We start from the raw sequence: 20,337 nt of genomic DNA, 5'->3' as shown, positions 1-20,337 counted from the left end.
TCTCTACTGCTGGTACACCCGCGCCTCCCACGGCCGCAGGTGTACCACGGTGGAGTTGGGCGCGTCAGGCGTTTCGCTGTAGTTGCCAAGCCGCAGCTGGCCAGAGCTGATACCGCCAGGCAATGTGTAGTCGATCGGCTTACGTGAGAAGTTCAGCACCACCAGATACTTCGCCGTGCCAAGCGTGCGCGTGTAGATAAAGATCTGCTCCTGCTGCGGATCCAAATCCTGGTAATCGCCGTAAATGAACGCCGGGTCGGAACGACGCAGCGCGATTGCCCGCTGGTTGTAGTGGTAGACCGAATCAGGATCCTTCAACTGGTCTGCGGCATTGATCGTTTTATAGTTCGGATTCACCGGCTCCCAGGTGTGGTCGCCCGTGCTGAAACCCGCGTTCTTCGTGGCGTCCCACTGCATGGGTGTGCGAGAGTTATCGCGACCGTACGCAGCTGCACCGGTAATCAGTTGCTGCTCTGTAAGCCTGCCGGCGGCGACGTCCGTCTTGAACCGGTTCTGTACTTCGATGTCGTTGAACTCGCTGATCTTCGTCCAGGGATAGTTGGTCATGGCGAGTTCATCGCCCTGGTACAAATACGCTGTGCCGCGCAGCGTGAGCACCATGGTCTGCAGCATCTTCGCCGAGAGCGCACGGTATTCCGGTGTCGACACGTCGCCCCAGCGGGAGACCACGCGTGACATGTCGTGATTGCCCAAAAACACCGTGTCCCAATCCTGCTTGCCCAGCACACGTGCGTGCGCGGCGTAGATCGCCTTCAGGTCCGGCAAATGGAGTGGCTTGTACTCATACTCACCGGTTGCTCCGATGCGAGTGGCATCGAAGTTGAAAATCTCGCTCAACTCGTGCCGGTCCTCACCAACGATGTTGTGCGTTTCGGCGAGCGAGATACCGATCGCCTCGCCCACGCTCATGTCGTCATACTTCGACAGCACCTCGCGATTCATCTCCTGCAGGAACTCATCGCGGCGCGGACCGTTCGCCCAAACCTTGGATGGATCTTTCAGCTGCTCGGCAGACAAATTCGGCAGGCCCGGAATCTTGCTGATGAGCGGAATCACGTCCATGCGGAATCCGTCCACGCCCTTGTCGAGCCAGAAGCGCATCAGGCTGTACACCTCCTGCCGCACTTTCGGGTTTTCCCAGTTCAGGTCGGGCTGCTTGACGGCAAACAGGTGCAGATAGAACTGTTTCGTTGCGTCGTCCCACTGCCAAGCGGAGCCGCTGAAGTAGGAAGGATAGTTATTGGGCGGATCGAAGCCATGCGGCGCGTTCGGATTCGGCTTGCCGTCACGCCAAATGTAGTAATCGCGATAGGGATTGTTTCTCGATTTGCGCGACTCCTGAAACCAGCGGTGCTCGTCACTGGTGTGGTTCACGACCAGGTCGATGATCAGCCGCATGTGCCGCTTCTTGATCCCGGCGAGCATGCGATCAAAGTCGGCCATGGTGCCGAATTCCGTCATCACCTTGCGGTAATCGCGGATGTCATAACCGTTGTCAGCATTGGGCGAATCGAAATGTGGGCTCAACCAGATCACGTTGATTCCCAACTGCTGCAAGTAATCCAACCGGCTGGTGATGCCGTTCAGATCACCGATGCCGTCGCCATTGGAATCCTGAAAAGAACGCGGGTAGATCTGGTAGATCACTGCCTCTTTCCACCATCGCCGCGCGTAGCCGTTGAGCACCGTGACACCCGCACCAAATTGTGAGGGTGCGGCCTGTGCCGACGCGGTAGATGCAGCAGGGGAAAGAAGAGTCATTCCGGCGATGATTGGAAGCAGCAATCTTGAAAGGAAACGCACGCCCCAAGCGTACTGCGGGCGTGCGTCTTTGGGAAGCCCGTGCTTACTCGCGCGCGCTGGCGGGCGAACCGGCTTGTACTTCCGTTTGCGCCTGCAGTTTGACACCCGGAACTGCCGTACTCACCTTCAGGCGCTGCAGGTTACGACCGCTGTCCTGAAAACTCACTTCGTACGTCTGCGCCAGCGCCTGCTGGAACTGCCGGAAGAACGGAGCGATAGAAGGCGGAGTGATCTGGCCCTGATTGTAGGTATCGCCGCCTGTTTCCTGCGCGAGCCGGCCCAGGTAGTTTTGCCCGGACGCGCTGCTGTAAAAACCATTCACGCCGCGGCCACCAAAGTAAATGGAGTAAACCGGCACCGCTGCACGCTGCGCATCGCGAATGGCCCCATCCACGTAAGGGCTGTCCTGGTTCAGCGGGCTCACCGAACCGTTGTAGTAGTCGATACCGTTGGTGATCATCAGAACAACGCGGGACGCCCCGGTGTTGGTCGGCCAATGCTTCACCAGATCCTGCAGGCAAAAATAAGGGCTTGCGCTGATGCCGCCGGATGCCAGCGGAATGCGCACGGACTTTGCGACAACATCAGGATCACTGCTGAAGCCGTGGCTAAAATAAACGGACCCGTTGCGCATGTAACCAACACCGACCGAGGTGCTGGGCGACGCTGCACTCCGCACGAAATCAGTGACCTCACCCAGGTTCGTGTCGAAGTTGGTGCGCAGACCGTCGTCGAGCAGCACGGCAATCTCCAGCGGCCGGCTATTGCGGCTGCCGGAAAGGCCGGGCGACGCAAGCGCGGGCGCAACGCTCAGGACAGGAAGGTCGCGGCCAGCGACGTCGACCTTTATGTCGCTGGTGCGCAACGTTGGCGCAGCGCTGTTCTTCTTTGCTTCTGCGCGCACCAGCACGCGCGTGGTGACCGGGCCTTCCTGTTGGGCCAGAACGGAGCCGCTGAGTGCGGCGAACAGCAGCATTACCGGGGCGAATCGTACGCCTGAAATCATTGAATTCCTCCGCGTGCGCGGTTGGCACGCCTGTATATTGGACGCGCCGCGCAGGACGAGGAATGCCTGCTGCCGGCCATGTACCGGCAGCAGGCGTCGGTTGGCGGAAGCTAATCCCGGCTGAGCCGAAGCTTAATGCCCAGGCGAACATTGAACGGCAGCGCCGGATAGCCGATCGGCCCGGTATGCTGCTGGCCGAGCAGGTTGTTCATCTGCGTAAAGAGCGCAACCTTTGGCAGCATCTGCCAGGTCGCGTTTGCGTCCAGCTTTGTGTAACCGAATGCAAGATTGCGGTTGGGCAACAGCAACGAGTTGTCCCCCGCAAGGCTGCTGTAAGACAAAAACGTGCTGTCGTCGGAGCGCGATGAGAACGCCGCTTTCAAGCCGGCACTCCACTTCCCGGACGAGTATTCTGCCACGGCAAAGCCGGTGTGCGGCGCGCGGCGAAACGGCCGTGCCCCGATCAGCGGCGAGCTGCTCCCTATGGGCGTGTCCGGGTAGTTCGGATTGGTGTTCGCATAACCCCCAAGCGCCGCAGTCACGTCTCCGCTGAACGATCGCTGCACGCGCGCGTCCAGGTATGTATACCCGCCACGCAGGAAGACGTGTCGCATCGGGCTGAACTCCAATTGCGACTCAGCGCCTTGTGCCCGAAAATGGAGCGAGTTCAGGTACGCGCCCGCATACGGGTTGCCGAGAAGGCTGCCGAGCGGCAGGCCAAAGTACTGCTGCAGGTCGCCGCCGCTCACATATTCAATCTGCCGGCCGAACTCGTTATGGAAATAGTTCGCACGGAAAAGCAAGCGTTGTCCGGCGATACTCTGCTCCACACCGCCTTCGTAGGTACGTGCGCGGAGCGCACCGATGGGCGAGATGCCGTAACGCGCGATGGCTGAAGCGTTGCCTGCTGCGCTTAGCTGGCCGTAGAGCGACGTCAACTGTGTGTTGAGATTCGGTTCCTGCACACCTTTCGAAAAGTTGAAGTGGAGCCGCGTACCTTGGAACCAGCCCGCGCCGGGCCGCACCGCATACCCGGCAATGCCAAGCCGCGGCGTTCCCTCCGTACCGTACAGCGTGTTGCGCTGCACGGCGCCACCAAGCGAGTAGAAGATTCTGCGGAACAGGTCACCCTGCAATTGCAAGGTGTACTGGTAGTCGCGGCGCTCTGCCGTCTGATCGATGCCGTAGGTGGGATAACGATAGCTGCCGCGTTCGTCAAGAAAGCGGAAGCCGGCCAAGCCTGACAGGTGCGGCGTGAAGCGGTAGTCCGCGTTGTACTGCACACCATCGCGGTTCGATACAGAATCCGAGCGGTCATTCACGCCGTTCAGCAGTTGCGCGCGGCCAGTGGCGACTGTGCCATTGGCGCCGTGAATCGTAACGTTGTTGCCGAAGTTAGCTGTATACGCAAACGGTCCGGAGCCGACAGTGATCGGCGTGCCGACTGCACCGAATTCAACGAACTGCTCACGCTTGCGCGCGCCCAGGTAACGCGCACTCTGGTGCAGGTTGCCGTGCACCGTACCGTCGAGTGCGGCGGACAGGTAAAGGTCCTGATCGCCCTGCCTTGCTTGCGCGGCAACGCCGTAAAAGTTAAACGCGCCGGGAACTCCCGTGGCACTGACGCCGTCTCGCACGGTACCGCGCAACGAAAACTCAGGCGCAATCTGAACGCCAACATTCGCCGCCACGGTAATCAGGTGATAGCGGTCGTTCGGCAATGCGTTGGATGAGTCGAAACGGCTCACCGCCACGTAGCCATCCACGTGCCGGTATGCTCCCGAGAGTTCTGCCTCGTTGCGCCAGGTGTGAAAGTTGCCGGCATCTCCTGAGTAGTTCAGCACGGGCCGCGCACCGCCGCGTGGCGTGTCGAAGCGCACAGTGCCCGCGAGTGCGTCCGTGCCGTACAGCACGCTGTTGGGGCCGCGCTGCGACTCCAGGCCGCTGACTGCTGTGCTTGCCACATTGCTGAAGTCGAAACGCCCACCTACGTCGCCGGCTGGAACACCGTCGATAAGTACCTGGTTTGACGTGGAGTCGCCGCCACGCACGAAAAGACTCGTCACGCCGCCGTAACCGCCGCTTTGCACGACCGAAACGCCGGGCTGCAATCGAAGCTCGTCCGCAATGCCGAAGCGCGTCGCAAGCTCTTCTGTTGGAATCAGCGTGACGGCGACGCTGGTCTGCTCGATAGGTGTAGGAAGACCGGTTGCGGAAACGGTGATGTCATCCCGCCGCGGCGCAAGATGCAGGTATAAGTCCTGCGCTACACTGCTGTCCGTTTGGACGAAAAGCGCCTGCGAACTTTGCGATGCAAAGCCTGGTGCTGTAGCGCGTAGAACGTAGCGCCCGCTGCCGGAGGCATGGAGCGTAAAGCTGCCGTTCGCATCGGTGGCCGTTGCGGCGATTTCCTGGCCGTTGCGCAGCAGCGTCACGGTGGAGGCGAGACCGTGTCCAAGCGGGTCGCGAACGGTGCCGCGGAGTGTTGCGGCGTATACAAGTGAGGAGGAAAGTGCCAGGGTTAGCAGCGTAGTGAAGGCGCGCGAGAGTGCGCGTCCTCGACAGGACGGAAGTCCGAACATGCAGGAATCTCCTACGCTCCCCTCGGAGCGCTGGTTCGAAGCCGGCAGCCGGAATCGGTCTCCTGACTTACGCGCTCACGTCCCCGGCTCGTCGAGCTACCGTGCCGTCTTCCCACGCGAACGCAGTGACGGACCGGCATCGAGACCGTGACGTGCCGTACCTCTCGGCACAGCAGGCGCGCTTACAGTTGCGGGGCAGTGGCGGACTTTCACCGCGCTTCCCATTGCATTCCGGTGCGCTTGGGGTTCATGACACGCAACACGCGCAGCGGCGAGATTGCAGGGTGGAGGAGAACTCAGTCTACCTGTTGCCACGGTGCGGCCGGCTAAGCGGCCTTTGCGAGTACCTCACCGATCACGCGTGCCGCCTGTTCGCATTGTTCGGTGGAAACGTCCCGATGCGTGACGAGCCGGATGCGCTGGTCACCGATCGCGCTGGCAAGCACGCCTCGTTCGCGCATGGCGGCCACTAGCTCCGGGGCGCCCCGCTCCACAGCAAAAAACAGGATGTTCGTCTCCGGCGTGCCCTCCACCGCGATGCCCGGTGCGTTGCCGAGCCGCGCTGCCAGCAGCTTCGCATTTGCGTGGTCCTCGTGCAGTCGCTTCGGCATCTCCTCAAGCGCGATCAAGCCTGCAGCGGCAAGAATACCGGCCTGCCGCATGCCTCCACCAAGCGCCTTGCGTACCGAACGCGCACCGTCGATGAACGGACGCGAGCCGACCAGCACCGAGCCCACCGGCGCGCAGAGCCCCTTGGACAAGCAAAAATTTACGGAGTCAAAGCCGGCCGTGAGCGTCGCCACGTCAGCGTCGAGCGCCGCCGCGGCATTGAAGACGCGTGCGCCATCCAGATGCACGGGCAGACCTGCCGCGTGAGCACCCTCGATTACTTCGCGCATGATCTGCGCAGAGCTCACCGTGCCGCCCGCCATGTTGTGCGTATTCTCAAGCCAAACGAGCCCGGTCTGCGCCTTGTAATACAAACCTCCCGTCGAAAGCACAGGCGCAATGTGGTGCCACGTAAGCACGCCGCGCTCACCCACAACGGTGCGCAGCTGGCAACCGCTGAACATCGCCGCCATGTTCATCTCCCAATCCAACACGTGCGCGCGCGCTTCGCAGATCACGTCACGGCCTGGTTGGGTGTGCAGATGCAATGCGATCTGGTTGCCCATGCTGCCGGTGGGCACAAAAATTGCAGCTTCGCGGCCGAAGATCTCCGCGGCACGCTGCTCAAGGCGATTGACCGTCGGGTCTTCCCCATACACGTCGTCGCCAACGTCGGCATTCGCCATGGCCTGACGCATGGCAGGCGTAGGTTTGGTCACGGTGTCGCTGCGCAGGTCGATCATTTCAGTCTTGGGTGGCATTATCTTTCTCCTAATCGTGTTCTAAGCAGCGGTGGTAAGCAGCTCGCCGAAGATGGCCGAGGACAGCACTCGGCCCTTTCCCGTGAGAGCCAGGCGATCGTTAGAGACAGTCATCAGGCCATCCATCGCCAACGCATGTGCACGCTCCAGCAAAGCCTGCAACATCGCCGGCTGCTGCATAGAGGCAAGCTGCTCAAGCGTCACACCCTCAACCATCCGCAGGCCGAGGAAGACAGCTTCTTCAAACGCCTGCTCGCTGGAAATACTGAACGTCTCGCTCGGCCCGCTCTCTACCAAATACGTATCGAGTTCGTCCCCGTTTTGAAAGCGCACCGTCCCGCCATCCGCGTTGTACAGCATGGAATGCGCATCGAGTCCGAGACCCACGTAGGGTGCCCGCTCCCAGTACTTGCGGTTGTGGCGCGACTCTGCTGCCGGAAGCGCAAAGTTCGAAATCTCGTACTGCAGAAACCCGTGTGCCGCGAGCGTGTCACAGGCCTGGGCGTACAGGTCCGCGCACATGTCTTCTGAAGGTACGGCGCTGGCATGATAGCGGGCCTGCTCTCCAAGAACCGTCAACTGCGATGTCGCGCGCAGACGCTCGACCTCCGTGCCGAGCCGCGAGTCACCATCCGTCTCCAACATGTACACCGACACGTGCTCGACGCCACTTTCCAGCACTTGCAGCAGCGACTCGGCCCAGCTTGCAGGCGTCTGAAACGGTAGTCCCGCGATCAGATCCACGCTCAGCCGCGGCACGCCCATGATGCTTAGCCTCTCGATCTCCGCTCTGCACACCGCGGCGGTATGCAACCGCCCCACGGCTCGCGCTTCTCGGTCGACAAACGACTGCACACCCAACGAGATGCGATTGACGCCAGCCCGCAGCGCAGTGTCCAGCAGTTCCTGACCAATCTGACCGGGCGCGGCCTCCAGCGTGATCTCTGCATTCGTGTCGATCACAAAGCGCTGCTGCAAAGCCGCAAACAACGCGCGAAACTGCGCCGGATCCAGCAGCGACGGCGTACCCCCGCCCAGGTAAATCGAATCCGCGATCTCCGGCAGCGTACAGCCCAGCGCTCCCGCAAGCTGCGGCAGCTCTGCAATCTCCTGCGTCACGCGATCCGCATACACCTGCATCCGTTCCGGCGGAAACGCCTCCGATGCAAAGTTGCAGAACGTACACTTCGCCCGGCAAAATGGCACCGAGACGTAGATTCCAACCGGGCGCGACACTTCACTATTTTCCCATGCGCCTCTCAATTGCCTTTTCGCGGCCAGGCTGCACCGGGAGTGCTGCTTGCCGCATCTAGAATGGCAATTACATGGCGCAAGCCGATCCAGCAAAGCCAAAGAGCAAGAAGAAGCAGGCCACGTCCGTTGACGACGATGTGCTTGGCAAGGCGTACGACAGCCGGTTGATGCGCCGGCTGCTCACCTACCTGCGCCCCTACAAGGCGTCCGTTGCGCTGAGCTTGATCGCCGTCCTGCTGAAAGCCGGCGCGGACGTGGTCGGCCCCTACATGGTCAAGCTCGCGCTCGACCGCTACATGATCCACACCCCATCGGCAAACCCGCCGTGGTTTGTGCATTATCTCTCGCCGGATGCGTTGACCGGCATCGCGCAGTGCGCGGGCGTTTACCTGGCGGCGCTCTTGCTCAGCTTCGGCCTTGAGTTCGTGCAGACCTACCTGATGCAGTGGACAGGCCAGCGGGTCATGTTCGATCTGCGCTCGCAAATCTTCCGGCACCTGCAGAGCATGCACATCGGTTTCTATGACAAGAACCCCGTCGGCCGCTTGGTGACCCGTGTGACCAGCGATGTGGACGCGCTGAACGAAATGTTCACCTCCGGCGTGCTCGCCATCTTTGAAGACGTGTTTGTGCTCGTCTTCATCGTCGCCATCATGCTTCGCATGAGCTGGGCCTTGGCGCTGCTGACCCTCGCCGTGCTGCCGGTGATCATGTACATCACGCGGCTGTTCCGCATCGCCGTCCGCAGAAGCTACCGCCTCATTCGTACGGCCATTGCAAAGATCAATTCGTACACGCAGGAACACATCAGCGGCATGAGCGTGGTGCAGCTTTTCAACCGCGAGGAACGGTCGTTCCGCGAATTCGAGCGGACCAACGCCGAACATCGTGACGCCTATGTGGACCAGGTGCAGGCGTACTCGCTGTACTACCCCGCGGTGGAGTTCCTTTCCACGCTGGCGATCGCCTTTGTTCTTTGGAAGGGCGGCCTGAGCGTTCTGTTCGAACGGCGATTTCTGGGCAGCGCCGTCACGCTGGGCATCTTGGTGGCGTTTATTCAGTACGCGCAGCGGTTCTTTCGCCCCATCCAGGATTTGAGCGAGAAATACAACATCCTGCAGGCGGCCATGGCAGCCTCGGAGCGCGTGTTCGCGCTGATCGACACCGCGCCTGAGATCGTCACACCCAGCTCTCCTGTGGCCCCGGCACAGACCGGCAATCCCGCGCTCGGCTCCATCGAGTTCCGTAACGTGTGGTTCACCTACCAGGCGCTCACGCCGGAGCAACAGAGCTTCGTTGCGAACGCGACCGACGAACAGCTTGCGGCTGACACCGGTATCGAGTGGATCCTGCGGGGCGTGTCGTTCACCATCGCGCCGGACCAGACAGCGGCGATCGTGGGCCATACCGGCGCAGGCAAGACCACGATCACCGCGCTCATGATGCGCTTCTACGACATTCAGCGCGGCGGCGTTCTGATCGACGGCGTGGACGTGCGCCAGCAATCAGTGCATCTGCTTCGGCAGCGCTTTGGCGTGGTGCTGCAAGACGCCTTCCTGTTCACGGGTACGGTTCGTACGAACATCCGCCTTGGCACCGAACGCATCACCGATGCCGAGGTGGAACACGCCGCCGATGAGGTCAATGTTGGCGACTTTATCCGCACACTTCCGCACGGCTTCGACACGGAGGTGCATGAACGCGGCGCAACGCTGTCCACCGGACAGAAGCAGCTCATCAGCTTTGCGCGCGCCCTGGCACACCGTCCCGCGATCCTGATTCTCGATGAAGCAACTTCGTCGGTGGATACCGAAACCGAGCTGCGTGTGCGAGCCGCGCTCGAAACCATGATCACGGGTCGCACCTCCGTGCTGATTGCGCATCGGCTATCGACGATTCAGCGCGCGGACGTCATCCTGGTGATGCACAAGGGCCAACTGCGCGAGTCGGGCACCCACAACCAACTGCTCGCGGAACGGGGCCTGTATTGGAAGCTGTATGAACTGCAATACAAGGACCAGGAGCTGACGCATGGACTGGCCGCGACGTCGACGCCTGCTCTGGTCGAGCAGGCGTCTGCCCACATCGCGCGGCACCCGATGACAGCTGCGTGAATTCAGCACTGCCGCGTACAACTTACGGGTTAGGTAAGCTATCCTTCGGAACGAGCCCCATCGCTTAGCGTGCCCGCCCGCTCAACCGGCGTCGAACGTGTCACGGAAAGGAACCAGGCAACGCAATGTTCAGCGTCATGCCCAAAGACCGCAGCTTCTTCGACCACTTTGAGGAGTTGGGGCAATGCCTCGAACGCGAAGCCACCGATCTCAGCCAATCGATGAACCTTTGGCCGGGTTCCAACGGTCACGTCGGGCAAATGGAGGCGACCCGCCATGAGGCTCACCGCGTCATGCGTGAAAGCCTGCTCCGCCTGGACACGGCATTCATCACGCCATTCGACCGTGAGGACATCCTGGAGCTCGCGAGTGAGCTGTATGAGGTGATCTCTGTCATCGCGACCAGCGCACGCCGCATGGAGCTGTACCGGCTGGAAGAAATGCATCCTTCGTTGCGCTCGCACACGACCGCGATTGAAGTGATGGCACGTGAGCTCGCCGCGGCGTTGAAGCACCTGCGCAAGGATGCCAAGCTGACCTCGCTGCGGCCGAACCTGGATGAGATCGGCAGGCAGGAAGAGCAGGCCCGCCAGGCGCGCGACCGCTTTCTGCTGGAGCTGTATTCCGGTCAGCCGGACCCGCTGCAGGTGATGAAGAAGCGTGAAGTCCACGACCTGATGCTGGAAGCAATTTACCTGCTGGATAACCTGGGCCGCACCGTCGAACGCATCCTTCTGAAAAACGACTGACCAAGGGACGAACCGACGCCTGCATGCACGCCACTCCGTTAGCCCTGGTCATTGTCGTCGTCTTCGTCGCGCTGCTGTTTGACTTTTTGAATGGCGTGCATGACGCCGCCAATTCCATCGCCACCATCGTAACCACGCGGGTGCTCACGCCTCCGCAGGCGGTCGTCTGGGCCGCGTTCTTTAACTTCGTCGCGGCGTTCGTGTTCGGCACCGGTGTTGCTCACACCATCAGCAACAATCTGATCGATCCGGCGGTCATGAGCGTCTACATCGTCTTTGGCGGCCTGCTCGGCGCCGTGATGTGGAACCTGCTCACCTGGTACTTAGCGTTGCCAACCAGTTCCTCGCACGCCATCATCTCGGCCCTGGCGGGTGCGGCCATCATGAAGGCCGGCTGGCACGCAATTCTGGTCAGCGGCTGGGTTCCGGTGCTGGTGTTTCTGGTTATGTCCCCAATCATCGGCATGGTGCTCGGCTACGTGTTCATGCACATCGTGGCGTGGAGCACGTTCAAGGTGCCGCGCGAGAAAGCAAGCAAGCTCTTCCGTTCGCTGCAGCTGGTCTCTGCCGGAGCGTACTCGCTAGGCCACGGCACGAATGACGCACAGAAGACCATGGGCATTATCGTCGCCCTGCTGGTCAGTTCAGGCTATGCGAAGTACGCCAACTCGAAGCATGTACTCTTCGGACTGCACCACGAAATCTCGCTCTGGATCATCCTGAGCTGCCACGCGGCCATCGCCCTTGGCACCATGATTGGCGGTTGGCGAATCGTGAAGACGATGGGTTCTCGCATCACACCGCATCTGCGGCCCATGGGCGGCTTCTCCGCGGAACTTGCAGCGGCCTTCACCATCGGCCTGGCGACTTTTGCCAAGGTGCCGATTTCGACCACGCATGCGATCGGCGGTGCCATTAGCGGCGTGGGTGCCACGCGCGGCCTGCACGCCGTCCGATGGATTTGGGCGCGCCGCATTGTTTACGGTTGGATACTTACCTTCCCGGGTGCGGCGCTGATGGGCGGATTGTTCTACCTGATGCTCCACTTCGGGCTGGAACCGTTCGTCAACGCGGCCGCCATTCACTAAGATTATGAACGCCGGCGAAAGACCGCAACTACGGCCGAAAGGCCGCGACTACGGCCGTTTCGCCTGAATGAACGGGTCCCTTACGCGGAAGGGACGTGCTGCGGCTGCATAAGTCTTGTGTTTTCTGACGGTGTCGACGTGTCGTATTTCCCACCCTTACCCATCGTGTTCGCGGGAACCAGAAACAGCAGCAGACCGACGACCGCGGCGATAAGCGCGATCCACTGCAGCGGGATCCAGAAGAGGGTGTGGCGTGACTTCATTACCACCCGCTGCCCTGTTGCCGGATCGATCAGCAGGCGGCCCGGCTTGTCCAGGCGCACACTCAACAGGTACACAAGACCCGCCCCAATCAGCACGCCGAGCGCCATGGGCCACATGTGCATGGCACCGTACCCTCTTCCGAGCGCGGCATTGGCCGCAAACACCGCAAGAATCGCCGTCACGAACGGAATCAACGCCCCAAGAAATCCAAGACCAGACCAGACAATCACGCAGAACCTCCCCTGTTGCACAAGAGACTGCCGTTCCGTGTCGCGAGTTGCCGCACACGATTCCAACTGCTCTTGCGGCGATTGCCTTCGCGGGTTGCGGCCTACACTGGGTCAGGATGCGCGCTGACCCACTCATCTTCGTCTCGGCCGGCGAGGCATCCGGCGACCACTACGGTGCGCAGCTCATTACCGGGCTACGGCAGGCTTTGCCGGAGGCGACCTTCGTCGGTCTGGGTGGCAGCGCGATGCTGGCCGCGGGACAACGCAGGATCGTGCGAGCCGAAGACGTCGCCTTTATGGGCATTACAGAGATACTGCGCCATGTGCCGCGCGTGCTGAACAGCTATCGCAGGCTGGTGCGAACCATCCGAAGCGAGCGGCCCAGCGTCGCAGTTCTGATTGATTTTCCCGACGTGAATTTCCGGCTGGCAAAGCACTGCAAGCGGCTCGGCATCCCGGTGATCTGGTTTGTCAGTCCGCAGCTCTGGGCGTGGAAGCGTAAGCGCTTACGCTGGGTGCAACAGCGCGTGTCGCAAATGCTGACGATCTTCCCGTTCGAGCAGCCGTTTTATCAGGCTCGGGGCGTCAGCGCGACATTTGTCGGCCACCCGCTTGCCGAGGCACCGCTGCCCTCCATCCCGCGAGAGGAGTATGCCCAGCTTGCGGCTGCACTCGAACAACGGCAATATCTTTTGAGCGAGCTCCCCAGGCGCACTCACCCTCGGCCATATTGGACCATCGAGACGGATCCGGCACTGCTGCACTACCCTCTTGACCCGCAGAAGCCATGGGTCGCGCTGCTGCCCGGCAGCCGCGCAGGGGAAATCGCAGCCAACCTGCCCGGATTGGTGCAAGCGGCAAAACTGCTGGGAAACGAGTATGAATACCTGATTCCGATCGCTCCAGGTCTCACTGCGCAGCAGCTCTACGGCATGCAGCGGACCGTGGCGGTTTACCTGAAAGCGACTCCTGAGCCGCGTGTCACCCTAGTGCACGACGCACGGGCGGCGCTTCTGCACAGCCGCGCGGCTGTGGTCGCCAGCGGAACCGCAACCGTGCAGGCGGCTGTTTTGGGAACTCCCTTCGTTACCGTTTATCGCGTTTCGAACGCGACCTTTCGGGCGGCAAAGCGCCTTGTCGCCTACCCGCCTGAGGTTCTCGCAACGCCCGACAGCTTCGGCAATCTGCCCGTCGCCATGCCGAACCTGATCGCTGGCCGGCGGGTCACGCGAGAGCTGTTGCAGAATCAGTTCACGGCAGAAAACGTCGTTGCCGCGCTCCGTCCACTGCTGCAGGACGGGCCGGAACGCGACGAAGCCATTGCCGGCCTGCGCGAAGTTCGCCAAGCGCTGCTTGCGCCCGGCGAACAGACTTCCATGGACCGGCTACGCGACGCCGTGTTGCAGGAGCTTGCTTCGGTTTCCTGAAAAGGTACGGGGCGGCCCGTTCATCCCGCGGCGTGGCAACCGCGTCTAACAACCTGACGAGCGCCCGCGTGCGCTGCACTTTGCTGTCCCCGAGGACTGGATGCTTATCGCTGCACGACTTTCCCGAGCCGCTCTTTTGGTCGCGCTCGTGTTTGCCGCACCGCTGGTTGCTCAAACTCCGCCGCGTCAGAACGTTCAGGTCACCGGCTACACGATTGATGCCGACCTGGACCCGGCGACGAACAAGCTGAGCGCCACCGCTACCGTTTCGCTCACGGCGTTGGAGGACATCTCGACTGCGACGTTTGAGCTAAATAACGGCCTCCGCGTCACGCAGCTCACGGGCGGCGATGGCAAGCCGCTGCAATCCGAGCGCAACGCGCAAAACTCCACCATTGCCGTTGCCCTGCCGGTCACCGTCACAAAGGGCACAGCCGGCACCATGAAGTTTGTGTACAGCGGTACGCTTTCCGGGTCGGACACCAGCCCGGTCGAAGGCATCAAGACGGCTGAGGTAGCCAACCCCATCTCCACGCTGCTGTACCCCGGCCGCTGGTTCCCCGTGGTCGGCCTGTTCACAAACCGGTTCACCATGAACCTGCACGTGCGCGTGCCGGGTGACCAAACAGCAATCGCCTCCGGCTTCACCGGCAAGAAGAGTCTTCCTGGCAATCGCACCGAATTCGACTTCGCATGGTCCAGGCCGGGCTTCCCTGGCACGCTGATTGCGGGCAAGTTCCTGCCGGAGATCCGACCGGCGGGTGCTTCAACGATTTCGCTCTTCGTGCTCGACAAGAACAAGGCGACCGCGGCCGAGTATGGCGCTGTGGCGCAGCGGCAATTGGAATATTTCACCACCACCTTCGGTCAGCCGGAAACCAGCAAGCTGCAGATTGTCGAGCTGCCGAATGACACCTTTACCGGCACCTGGGCACCCGAACTGGCGGGCATCGCCGGCAACCGCATCGGCCAGACAAACAGCTATCGCCTGCTGTCGAACACGATCGCGCATCAGTGGTGGGGTTCTGAGATGAGTCCCGCGACTCTGGGTGACGCCTGGATCACGAACGGCATGGCGCGCTATGCCGAGCTGATGTATCTGGAAGAGTCCGCGGGCAAAGGCGCGCTGCAGGCCACACTGCCGGACATCGAGGCGAGCGCGCTTGCCTACGACACCGCTCCACTGAGCACCCTGACCCGCGTCGATCCGTTCTCTCCGCAGTTCCAGTCGGAAACGCCCGACAAGGGCGCCATGATCTTCCACATGCTGCGCTACGAGATGGGCGACGATAAGTTCACCGCGTTTTTGCGCGGCCTGCTCTCGCAGTACACCGACAAGTCTGTGCGGGGCACCGACGTAGCGGCCGTGCTGAACGCCCAGAACAGCGGCGTGAACACCGCCGGCTTCTTTGCGCAGTGGATCGACGGTACCGGCGCTCCCAACTTCAATGACAAGTTCTCGGTCTTCCGGCTGGGCGGCAACAAGGGGTTCCGCACCATCGGGGCGATCTCACAGGACCTGGACCTGTTCCGCATGCCGGTCGAGCTGCGCATCGAAACCGACGGCAAGACCGAGTCGCAGCGTATCGACGTGAGTGGCACCGACTCCAGCTACACCATCGAGACCTTTGGCCGGCCGCGCCGCATCGTAATCGACCCGGATAACTGGATCTTGAAGTCCACGCCCGATTTGGCGGTGCGTGTTTCCGTGCTGCGCGGCCAATTGCTGGTGGCGCAGGGCGACCTGATCGGCGCTCTGGCTGAGTACCAGAAGGCGCTTGACCAGAACCACAGCTCCTCGCTGGCCAACTATCGCATCGCGGAGATCTTCTTCACCCAGCGGAACTATCAGTCCAGCGCCAACAGCTACCGCGACGCACTCCGCGGCGACGGCGAGCCGAAGTGGACGGAGGTCTGGAGCCACATCGGCCTGGGCAAAATCTTTGACGTGACCGGCCAGCGCGACCGCGCCGTCAACGAGTACCGCCTTGCCGTGCAGACCAACGACAACACCCAGGGCGCAATCAACGAAGCACGCCAGTGGCTTACCAAGCCCTACACTCGAGAGGCGCAGGGCCAGTAAAGCTGCATGCGGACCAGCCGCGCGACACGCGTCCCGTGCGCGCGGTACACTTCGCCGACTGTCCCTATGTCCCGCATAACGCGTAGAACCGCGCTTCGCTCTGCCCTGCTGGCCGCCGCCGCGTTGCGCTTTGCACCGCTGATCGCCGCGGAGTCACAGCAAGCGCCGCTGGAGGAGTTCTCGTACGATCAGGTTGGCGTCAGCGCCGCAATCCCGACCGCGCAGCGGCAGAACGCTATCGATATCCTGCTCGGCTTGTCCGATGACTCACTTCTTCAGCCTTTTCGCGCCATGGCGGGCCGGCCCGCGCCCGGCGTGAATCTGGGCGGCTGGTACGAGTACAAACCTGACTACGACCACCACCACGACGATGCGGGCCTGTGCCCCGGCCACGCGCTCGGGCAGTGGATCAGCGCCATGGCGCGGCTGTCGGTACAGGATGAAGCGCGTGGACCGGAACTGGCCGCCAAGGCGCGCCGGCTAACCGCGCAGCTTCGCACGGAGGTCACGCCACAGTACTTCGCGACGACTCGCTTCCCGGCGTACTCGCTGGAAAAGCTTGCCTGCGCCATGGTGGACATGCATCGCGTCCTGCACGATCCGCAGGCCTACGACACACTCAACGCGTTGATCGAGGCCGCCGCGCCGTCCTTGCCCGGCCACGCGGTCGACCGCGAAGTGCAGTGGAAGGTCGGCAAGGACATCTCGTACATGTGGGACGAGAGCTTCACCCTCCCGGAGAACCTGCTGAAGGCGAGCGACGATCAACCCGGCAATGCGGCATTTCGCCGCACGGGCTTGGCCTACTTGAACGACCAAACCTTTTTCGAACCGCTCAGCCGCAGCGTGAACGTGATGGCGGATCGTCACGCGTACAGCTATGTCAACTCACTCAACTCAGCCATGCAGGCATGGTTCTCCACCGGCAGCACCATGCATCGCCTGGCCACGCTGAACGGCTTTGCCATGCTGCAGGAGCAGAGCTTCGCAACCGGCGGATGGGGACCGGAAGAACTGCTGCGCAAGCAAGGCTATGACGAACTGATCAAGACGCTTGCAGCGAGCCACAACGGATTCGAAGCACCGTGTAGCAGCTTTGCACACTGCAAGCTCACGCGGTACTTGCTGCGCGCTACACGCGACGGCCGATATGGCGACAGCATGGAACGCGTGCTGCTGAACACGACCGCGGGCATTCTGCCGCTGCAGCCGGACGGCCGCACCTTTTATTACGCCGATTACAACCAGGTTGCCAAGCGCATCTACTCGGTTCACCGATGGCCCTGCTGCAGCGGAACCTATGCACAGGTGGTCGCCGACTACGGCATCAACACGTACCTGCGCGAGCCCGGGGCTGTGTGGGTCAACCTGTACCACCCAAGCGAGTTGCGCCTGAATGAAAGCGGTAATGCCGTCGTGCTCACACAAACCGGCACGTATCCAACAGATGGCAATATCCGCCTGCATCTGAACGCAGCGAAGCCATGCGCCCTCACGCTGCAACTCCGCATTCCACAGTGGGCGAGCAACGCCGAAATCAAGGTCAACGGCAAGCCTCAAGCGGTCACTCCGACCGATGGCTTCGCCGCCCTCCGGCGTGTGTGGCGCAACAACGACACGGTCGAGCTATTGCTGCCGATGCCCCTGCGACTGGAAGCTCTGCCCGCAAACGGCGGCCCGGCGCACCCGGACGTTGTTGCCTTGCTCTACGGCCCACTGGTGCTGTTCCCGATACGCCAGCCCGGTGAAAGTGGCCCGTTAGCGATTTCGCGCGACGCCCTGCTTGGAGCCAAACGCACCGGTCCGGCGCAGTGGACCGTCCAGGACACCGCAGGCACCCGCCTGTTTGTGCCCTTCAGCCAGTTGGGCGACCGGCTTTACACCCTATATTGCCAGGCACCCATCACTCACAACAAAAGTTCCTGAGACGCATCGCCGCTAGACGCGTACTTCAGCCCCGTGCACATCCGTCACGCGGCCAACGGAACGCCAGAACATCACGGCAAGCTCGACCGCTTCGTGACTGCACAAGCTGCTCCCGATCACGCTTGCAGTCAGCTCTGAGTACTCCACGCTTACGAACTGGTCAGCCCGATAGGTGCAGGAAGCGAGGTCATCGACGCTGAGCACGCGCGTCGGTATGCAGAAGACAGTCTTCGGCGGCGCCATGCGGTCCAGAAGGCTGACAATCTCTAGCTTCGACTCAAGTTCATCCGGTACGAAGTCAATGGCGAGGTCCGCGTCCCGGACCGCGTTCTCAACCTCGGTGGCGAACTCCAGCGTGCCCGGTTGACCTTCGACTGAAATCTCTTCCAGGGCATCGCGCAACCGCGACGGCAACACATCTTCCAGCACCACCCGGTGACCGGCGCGGACTGCCTCCGCAGCAAGCGAACGGCCCGCCTGACCCGCGCCGATGATTGCGACGGTTAGCGAGCCGTGCTGTTTTGAAGCGGTCGCGGACACGCCGCTCTACGCCTTTTCCACTTCGGTCTCCAGCGCCTGCAGAACCGCGCTGTAGCTGGGATCGGAGGCGCGGATGTGCTCACCCACCCGATCGCGCTCCTCGGGCGTCAGCTCCGGCAGCGTCGCTAGAATGCGGCGCAGCGTCACGGCAATATCGTCCACGTAATTCATCGTACGAATGGCTTCTCCGGAAAGTGGCATGCAAAACTCCTTCCCAAGAAGTGTATCGTGCTGCTTGTCTGATCAATCTGACACTTGCGTCGTCGATTCAACGGTGTTCGAGCCGGGCTGCTGGCTTTCCATGGCTTCGGCGGGCTTGGGCGCGGCCTCCACTTCCATCTCCTCCGGTACGTAGCTGTCGCGGTCGCATTGCTCGGTAATGTGCCGCAGTTGCAGGGCGATGTCTTCGTGCAGCGCCTCGGGAGCGTAGCGCCACGTCCAATTGTCTTCCGGCACTGAGGGCGTGTTCATCCGGCCCTCACTGCCCAGGTGTAACAGGTCCTGTAGCGGAACAAGGCAGATTGCCGCAACCGATCGCTCCGCCGCGCGAATCATCGCCCAGACCACGTCATTGTCGTGCGCCAGCGGGCCAAGGTATGTGAGCAGATTGTTACGGTCGGTCTCCGGGGCATCCCGCCACCAGCCCAGTGTGGTGTTGTTGTCATGCGTGCCGGTGTACACCACCATGTTGGTCACGTACTTGTGTGGCAGGTGCAGGTGCGCACCCCGCCCAGCAAAGCCAAACTGCATCACGCGCATGCCGGGCATGTCGAAGTCGGTGCGCAGTTTCTCGACTTTGTCCGTAATGACGCCCAGGTCCTCCGCCACAAATGGCAGCGAACCGCCCAGAGCGGATTTCAGCCGATCGAAAAGCGCATGACCAGGCGCCTCAATCCACTCCCCGTTGAGTGCTGTCTCCTCGTCCGCGGGGATGCGCCAGTACGCCTCAAAACCACGGAAGTGATCGAGCCGCAAAAGGTCGTAAAGCTCGAGTTGCCGCTTGACGCGCTGCACCCACCAGTCAAAGCCATGCTGCTCGATATAGCGCCAGCGATACAGCGGATTGCCCCACCGCTGGCCGGTTGCAGAGAAGTAGTCGGGCGGCACACCAGAGACGGCAGTCGGTTGCGCCTGCTCATCCAATTCGAACAGTTCGCGGTTCGCCCACACGTCCGCCGAATCGTAGGAGACGAAGATCGCCATGTCCCCCATGATGCGAACGTCTCGCGACATGGCGTAATTGCGCAGAGCGATCCACTGTTCCTGGAACAGGAACTGCATCGCGTATTCGGTGTTGAGCGCATCGGTGTGCTCCCGGTCGAAGGTCTTCAACGACTCCGGGTCATGCTGCGAAAGACCCTCCGGCCAGGCATTCCAATGCTTGTATTCACTCTCGCGACGAATCACGACGTAGCGCGCGTAATCGATCAACCAGTACGCATTGCGCTCGCGGAAGCTGTCATATCGCTCACAGGTTTCGCCCGTGGTGCCCTTCAGGAAGCGGCGCGCAGCTTCTTCCACCAGGGGCAGCTTCTGCGCGGAAACCTGTCCGAAGTCAACGTTCCCCTCTGCGCCCGGCAGATTGGCGATCTCGTGTTCTTCAAGCCATCCCTGCTGCCGCAGCAACTCCAACGAGATCAGCAGCGGGTTCCCGGCGAACGCGGAAATTGCGCTGTATGGCGAGTTGCCGTAGCCGACTGGACTGAGCGGCAGCACCTGCCACACTCGCTGCTTGGCCGACGCGAGCCAGTCGAGCAGGCCGTAGGCCTCAGGACCAAAGTCGCCGATGCCTCCATGGGAAGGCAGAGACGTGACGTGAACCAGTACACCGGAAAGCCGTTCAGAAACCATGCGCCTAATACGATGCGAAAACACCTTGG

General features: G+C 61.7%; 15 protein-coding genes and 1 riboswitch. Of the genes, 6 read left to right on the top strand and 9 right to left on the bottom strand.

Annotation, left to right across the window (positions count from 1 at the left end):
• Window positions 1-3: 3 nt before the first annotated feature.
• The 5 genes from ACOFKT_RS05435 to hemW all read right to left on the bottom strand — a co-directional run bounded on the left by ACOFKT_RS05435 (window position 4) and on the right by hemW (window position 8,018).
• The gene (locus ACOFKT_RS05435) at window positions 4-1,782 is read right to left on the bottom strand and encodes a glycoside hydrolase family 13 protein (protein WP_419806401.1); all 1,779 of its coding nucleotides are present in this window, start codon (window positions 1,780-1,782) and stop codon (window positions 4-6) included.
• Window positions 1,783-1,867: 85 nt separating this feature from the next.
• Window positions 1,868-2,830: a hypothetical protein gene (locus tag ACOFKT_RS05430; protein WP_419806400.1), complete on the bottom strand. Its 963-nt coding sequence runs from the start codon at window positions 2,828-2,830 to the stop codon at window positions 1,868-1,870.
• A gap of 110 nt (window positions 2,831-2,940) precedes the next feature.
• Window positions 2,941-5,412: a TonB-dependent receptor gene (locus ACOFKT_RS05425; RefSeq protein WP_419806399.1), complete on the bottom strand. Its 2,472-nt coding sequence runs from the start codon at window positions 5,410-5,412 to the stop codon at window positions 2,941-2,943.
• Between the two features lie 55 nt (window positions 5,413-5,467).
• Window positions 5,468-5,638: riboswitch (cobalamin riboswitch) on the bottom strand.
• Window positions 5,639-5,738: 100 nt separating this feature from the next.
• Window positions 5,739-6,782 carry a threonine aldolase family protein gene (locus ACOFKT_RS05420; RefSeq protein ID WP_419806398.1) on the bottom strand — a complete coding sequence of 348 codons (1,044 nt, stop codon included), beginning with the start codon at window positions 6,780-6,782 and terminating at the stop codon, window positions 5,739-5,741.
• Window positions 6,783-6,803: 21 nt separating this feature from the next.
• Window positions 6,804-8,018: a radical SAM family heme chaperone HemW gene (gene hemW, locus ACOFKT_RS05415; RefSeq protein ID WP_419806397.1), complete on the bottom strand. Its 1,215-nt coding sequence runs from the start codon at window positions 8,016-8,018 to the stop codon at window positions 6,804-6,806.
• An 89-nt stretch (window positions 8,019-8,107) separates the two neighbouring features.
• Between hemW and ACOFKT_RS05410 the strand changes: the two genes are divergently transcribed.
• The 3 genes from ACOFKT_RS05410 (at window position 8,108) to ACOFKT_RS05400 (ending at window position 11,987) form a co-directional block, all read left to right on the top strand.
• Window positions 8,108-10,150, top strand: a complete 2,043-nt coding sequence (locus ACOFKT_RS05410) for an ABC transporter ATP-binding protein (RefSeq protein WP_419806396.1) — start codon at window positions 8,108-8,110, stop codon at window positions 10,148-10,150.
• A gap of 125 nt (window positions 10,151-10,275) precedes the next feature.
• Window positions 10,276-10,899 carry a DUF47 domain-containing protein gene (locus ACOFKT_RS05405; RefSeq protein ID WP_419806395.1) on the top strand — a complete coding sequence of 208 codons (624 nt, stop codon included), beginning with the start codon at window positions 10,276-10,278 and terminating at the stop codon, window positions 10,897-10,899.
• 23 nt (window positions 10,900-10,922) lie between these two features.
• Window positions 10,923-11,987 carry an anion permease gene (locus ACOFKT_RS05400; protein ID WP_419806394.1) on the top strand — a complete coding sequence of 355 codons (1,065 nt, stop codon included), beginning with the start codon at window positions 10,923-10,925 and terminating at the stop codon, window positions 11,985-11,987.
• 80 nt (window positions 11,988-12,067) lie between these two features.
• On the opposite strand, the gene ACOFKT_RS05395 is transcribed toward ACOFKT_RS05400, so the two are convergent.
• On the bottom strand, window positions 12,068-12,481 hold the full coding sequence (locus ACOFKT_RS05395; RefSeq protein ID WP_419806393.1) for a hypothetical protein: 414 nt from the start codon (window positions 12,479-12,481) through the stop codon (window positions 12,068-12,070).
• Between the two features lie 116 nt (window positions 12,482-12,597).
• Here ACOFKT_RS05395 and ACOFKT_RS05390 point away from each other — a divergent pair, with 116 nt between their 5' ends.
• From ACOFKT_RS05390 to ACOFKT_RS05380, 3 genes are all read left to right on the top strand, one after another.
• Complete coding sequence (locus ACOFKT_RS05390) at window positions 12,598-13,908, top strand: lipid-A-disaccharide synthase (protein WP_419806392.1); 1,311 nt, start codon at window positions 12,598-12,600, stop codon at window positions 13,906-13,908.
• A 136-nt stretch (window positions 13,909-14,044) separates the two neighbouring features.
• Window positions 14,045-15,991 carry a M1 family aminopeptidase gene (locus ACOFKT_RS05385; RefSeq protein WP_419806391.1) on the top strand — a complete coding sequence of 649 codons (1,947 nt, stop codon included), beginning with the start codon at window positions 14,045-14,047 and terminating at the stop codon, window positions 15,989-15,991.
• 66 nt (window positions 15,992-16,057) lie between these two features.
• Window positions 16,058-17,917: a beta-L-arabinofuranosidase domain-containing protein gene (locus tag ACOFKT_RS05380; RefSeq protein ID WP_419806390.1), complete on the top strand. Its 1,860-nt coding sequence runs from the start codon at window positions 16,058-16,060 to the stop codon at window positions 17,915-17,917.
• A gap of 12 nt (window positions 17,918-17,929) precedes the next feature.
• On the opposite strand, the gene ACOFKT_RS05375 is transcribed toward ACOFKT_RS05380, so the two are convergent.
• Genes ACOFKT_RS05375 through malQ form a run of 3 tightly spaced genes read right to left on the bottom strand, consistent with a single transcriptional unit; the run spans window position 17,930 to window position 20,308 of the window.
• The gene (locus ACOFKT_RS05375) at window positions 17,930-18,457 is read right to left on the bottom strand and encodes a 3-hydroxyacyl-CoA dehydrogenase NAD-binding domain-containing protein (protein WP_419806389.1); all 528 of its coding nucleotides are present in this window, start codon (window positions 18,455-18,457) and stop codon (window positions 17,930-17,932) included.
• Between the two features lie 6 nt (window positions 18,458-18,463).
• Complete coding sequence (locus tag ACOFKT_RS05370; RefSeq protein ID WP_419806388.1) at window positions 18,464-18,658, bottom strand: hypothetical protein; 195 nt, start codon at window positions 18,656-18,658, stop codon at window positions 18,464-18,466.
• A gap of 42 nt (window positions 18,659-18,700) precedes the next feature.
• Window positions 18,701-20,308: a 4-alpha-glucanotransferase gene (gene malQ, locus ACOFKT_RS05365; protein ID WP_419806387.1), complete on the bottom strand. Its 1,608-nt coding sequence runs from the start codon at window positions 20,306-20,308 to the stop codon at window positions 18,701-18,703.
• Window positions 20,309-20,337: the final 29 nt, after the last annotated feature.

The organism is Terriglobus sp. (assembly GCF_965201105.1).
Taxonomy (GTDB): Bacteria; Acidobacteriota; Terriglobia; order Terriglobales; family Acidobacteriaceae; genus Terriglobus.
The sequence above is the reverse complement of the archived record's forward strand: the minus strand, read 5'-3'. Positions and strand labels throughout refer to the sequence as shown.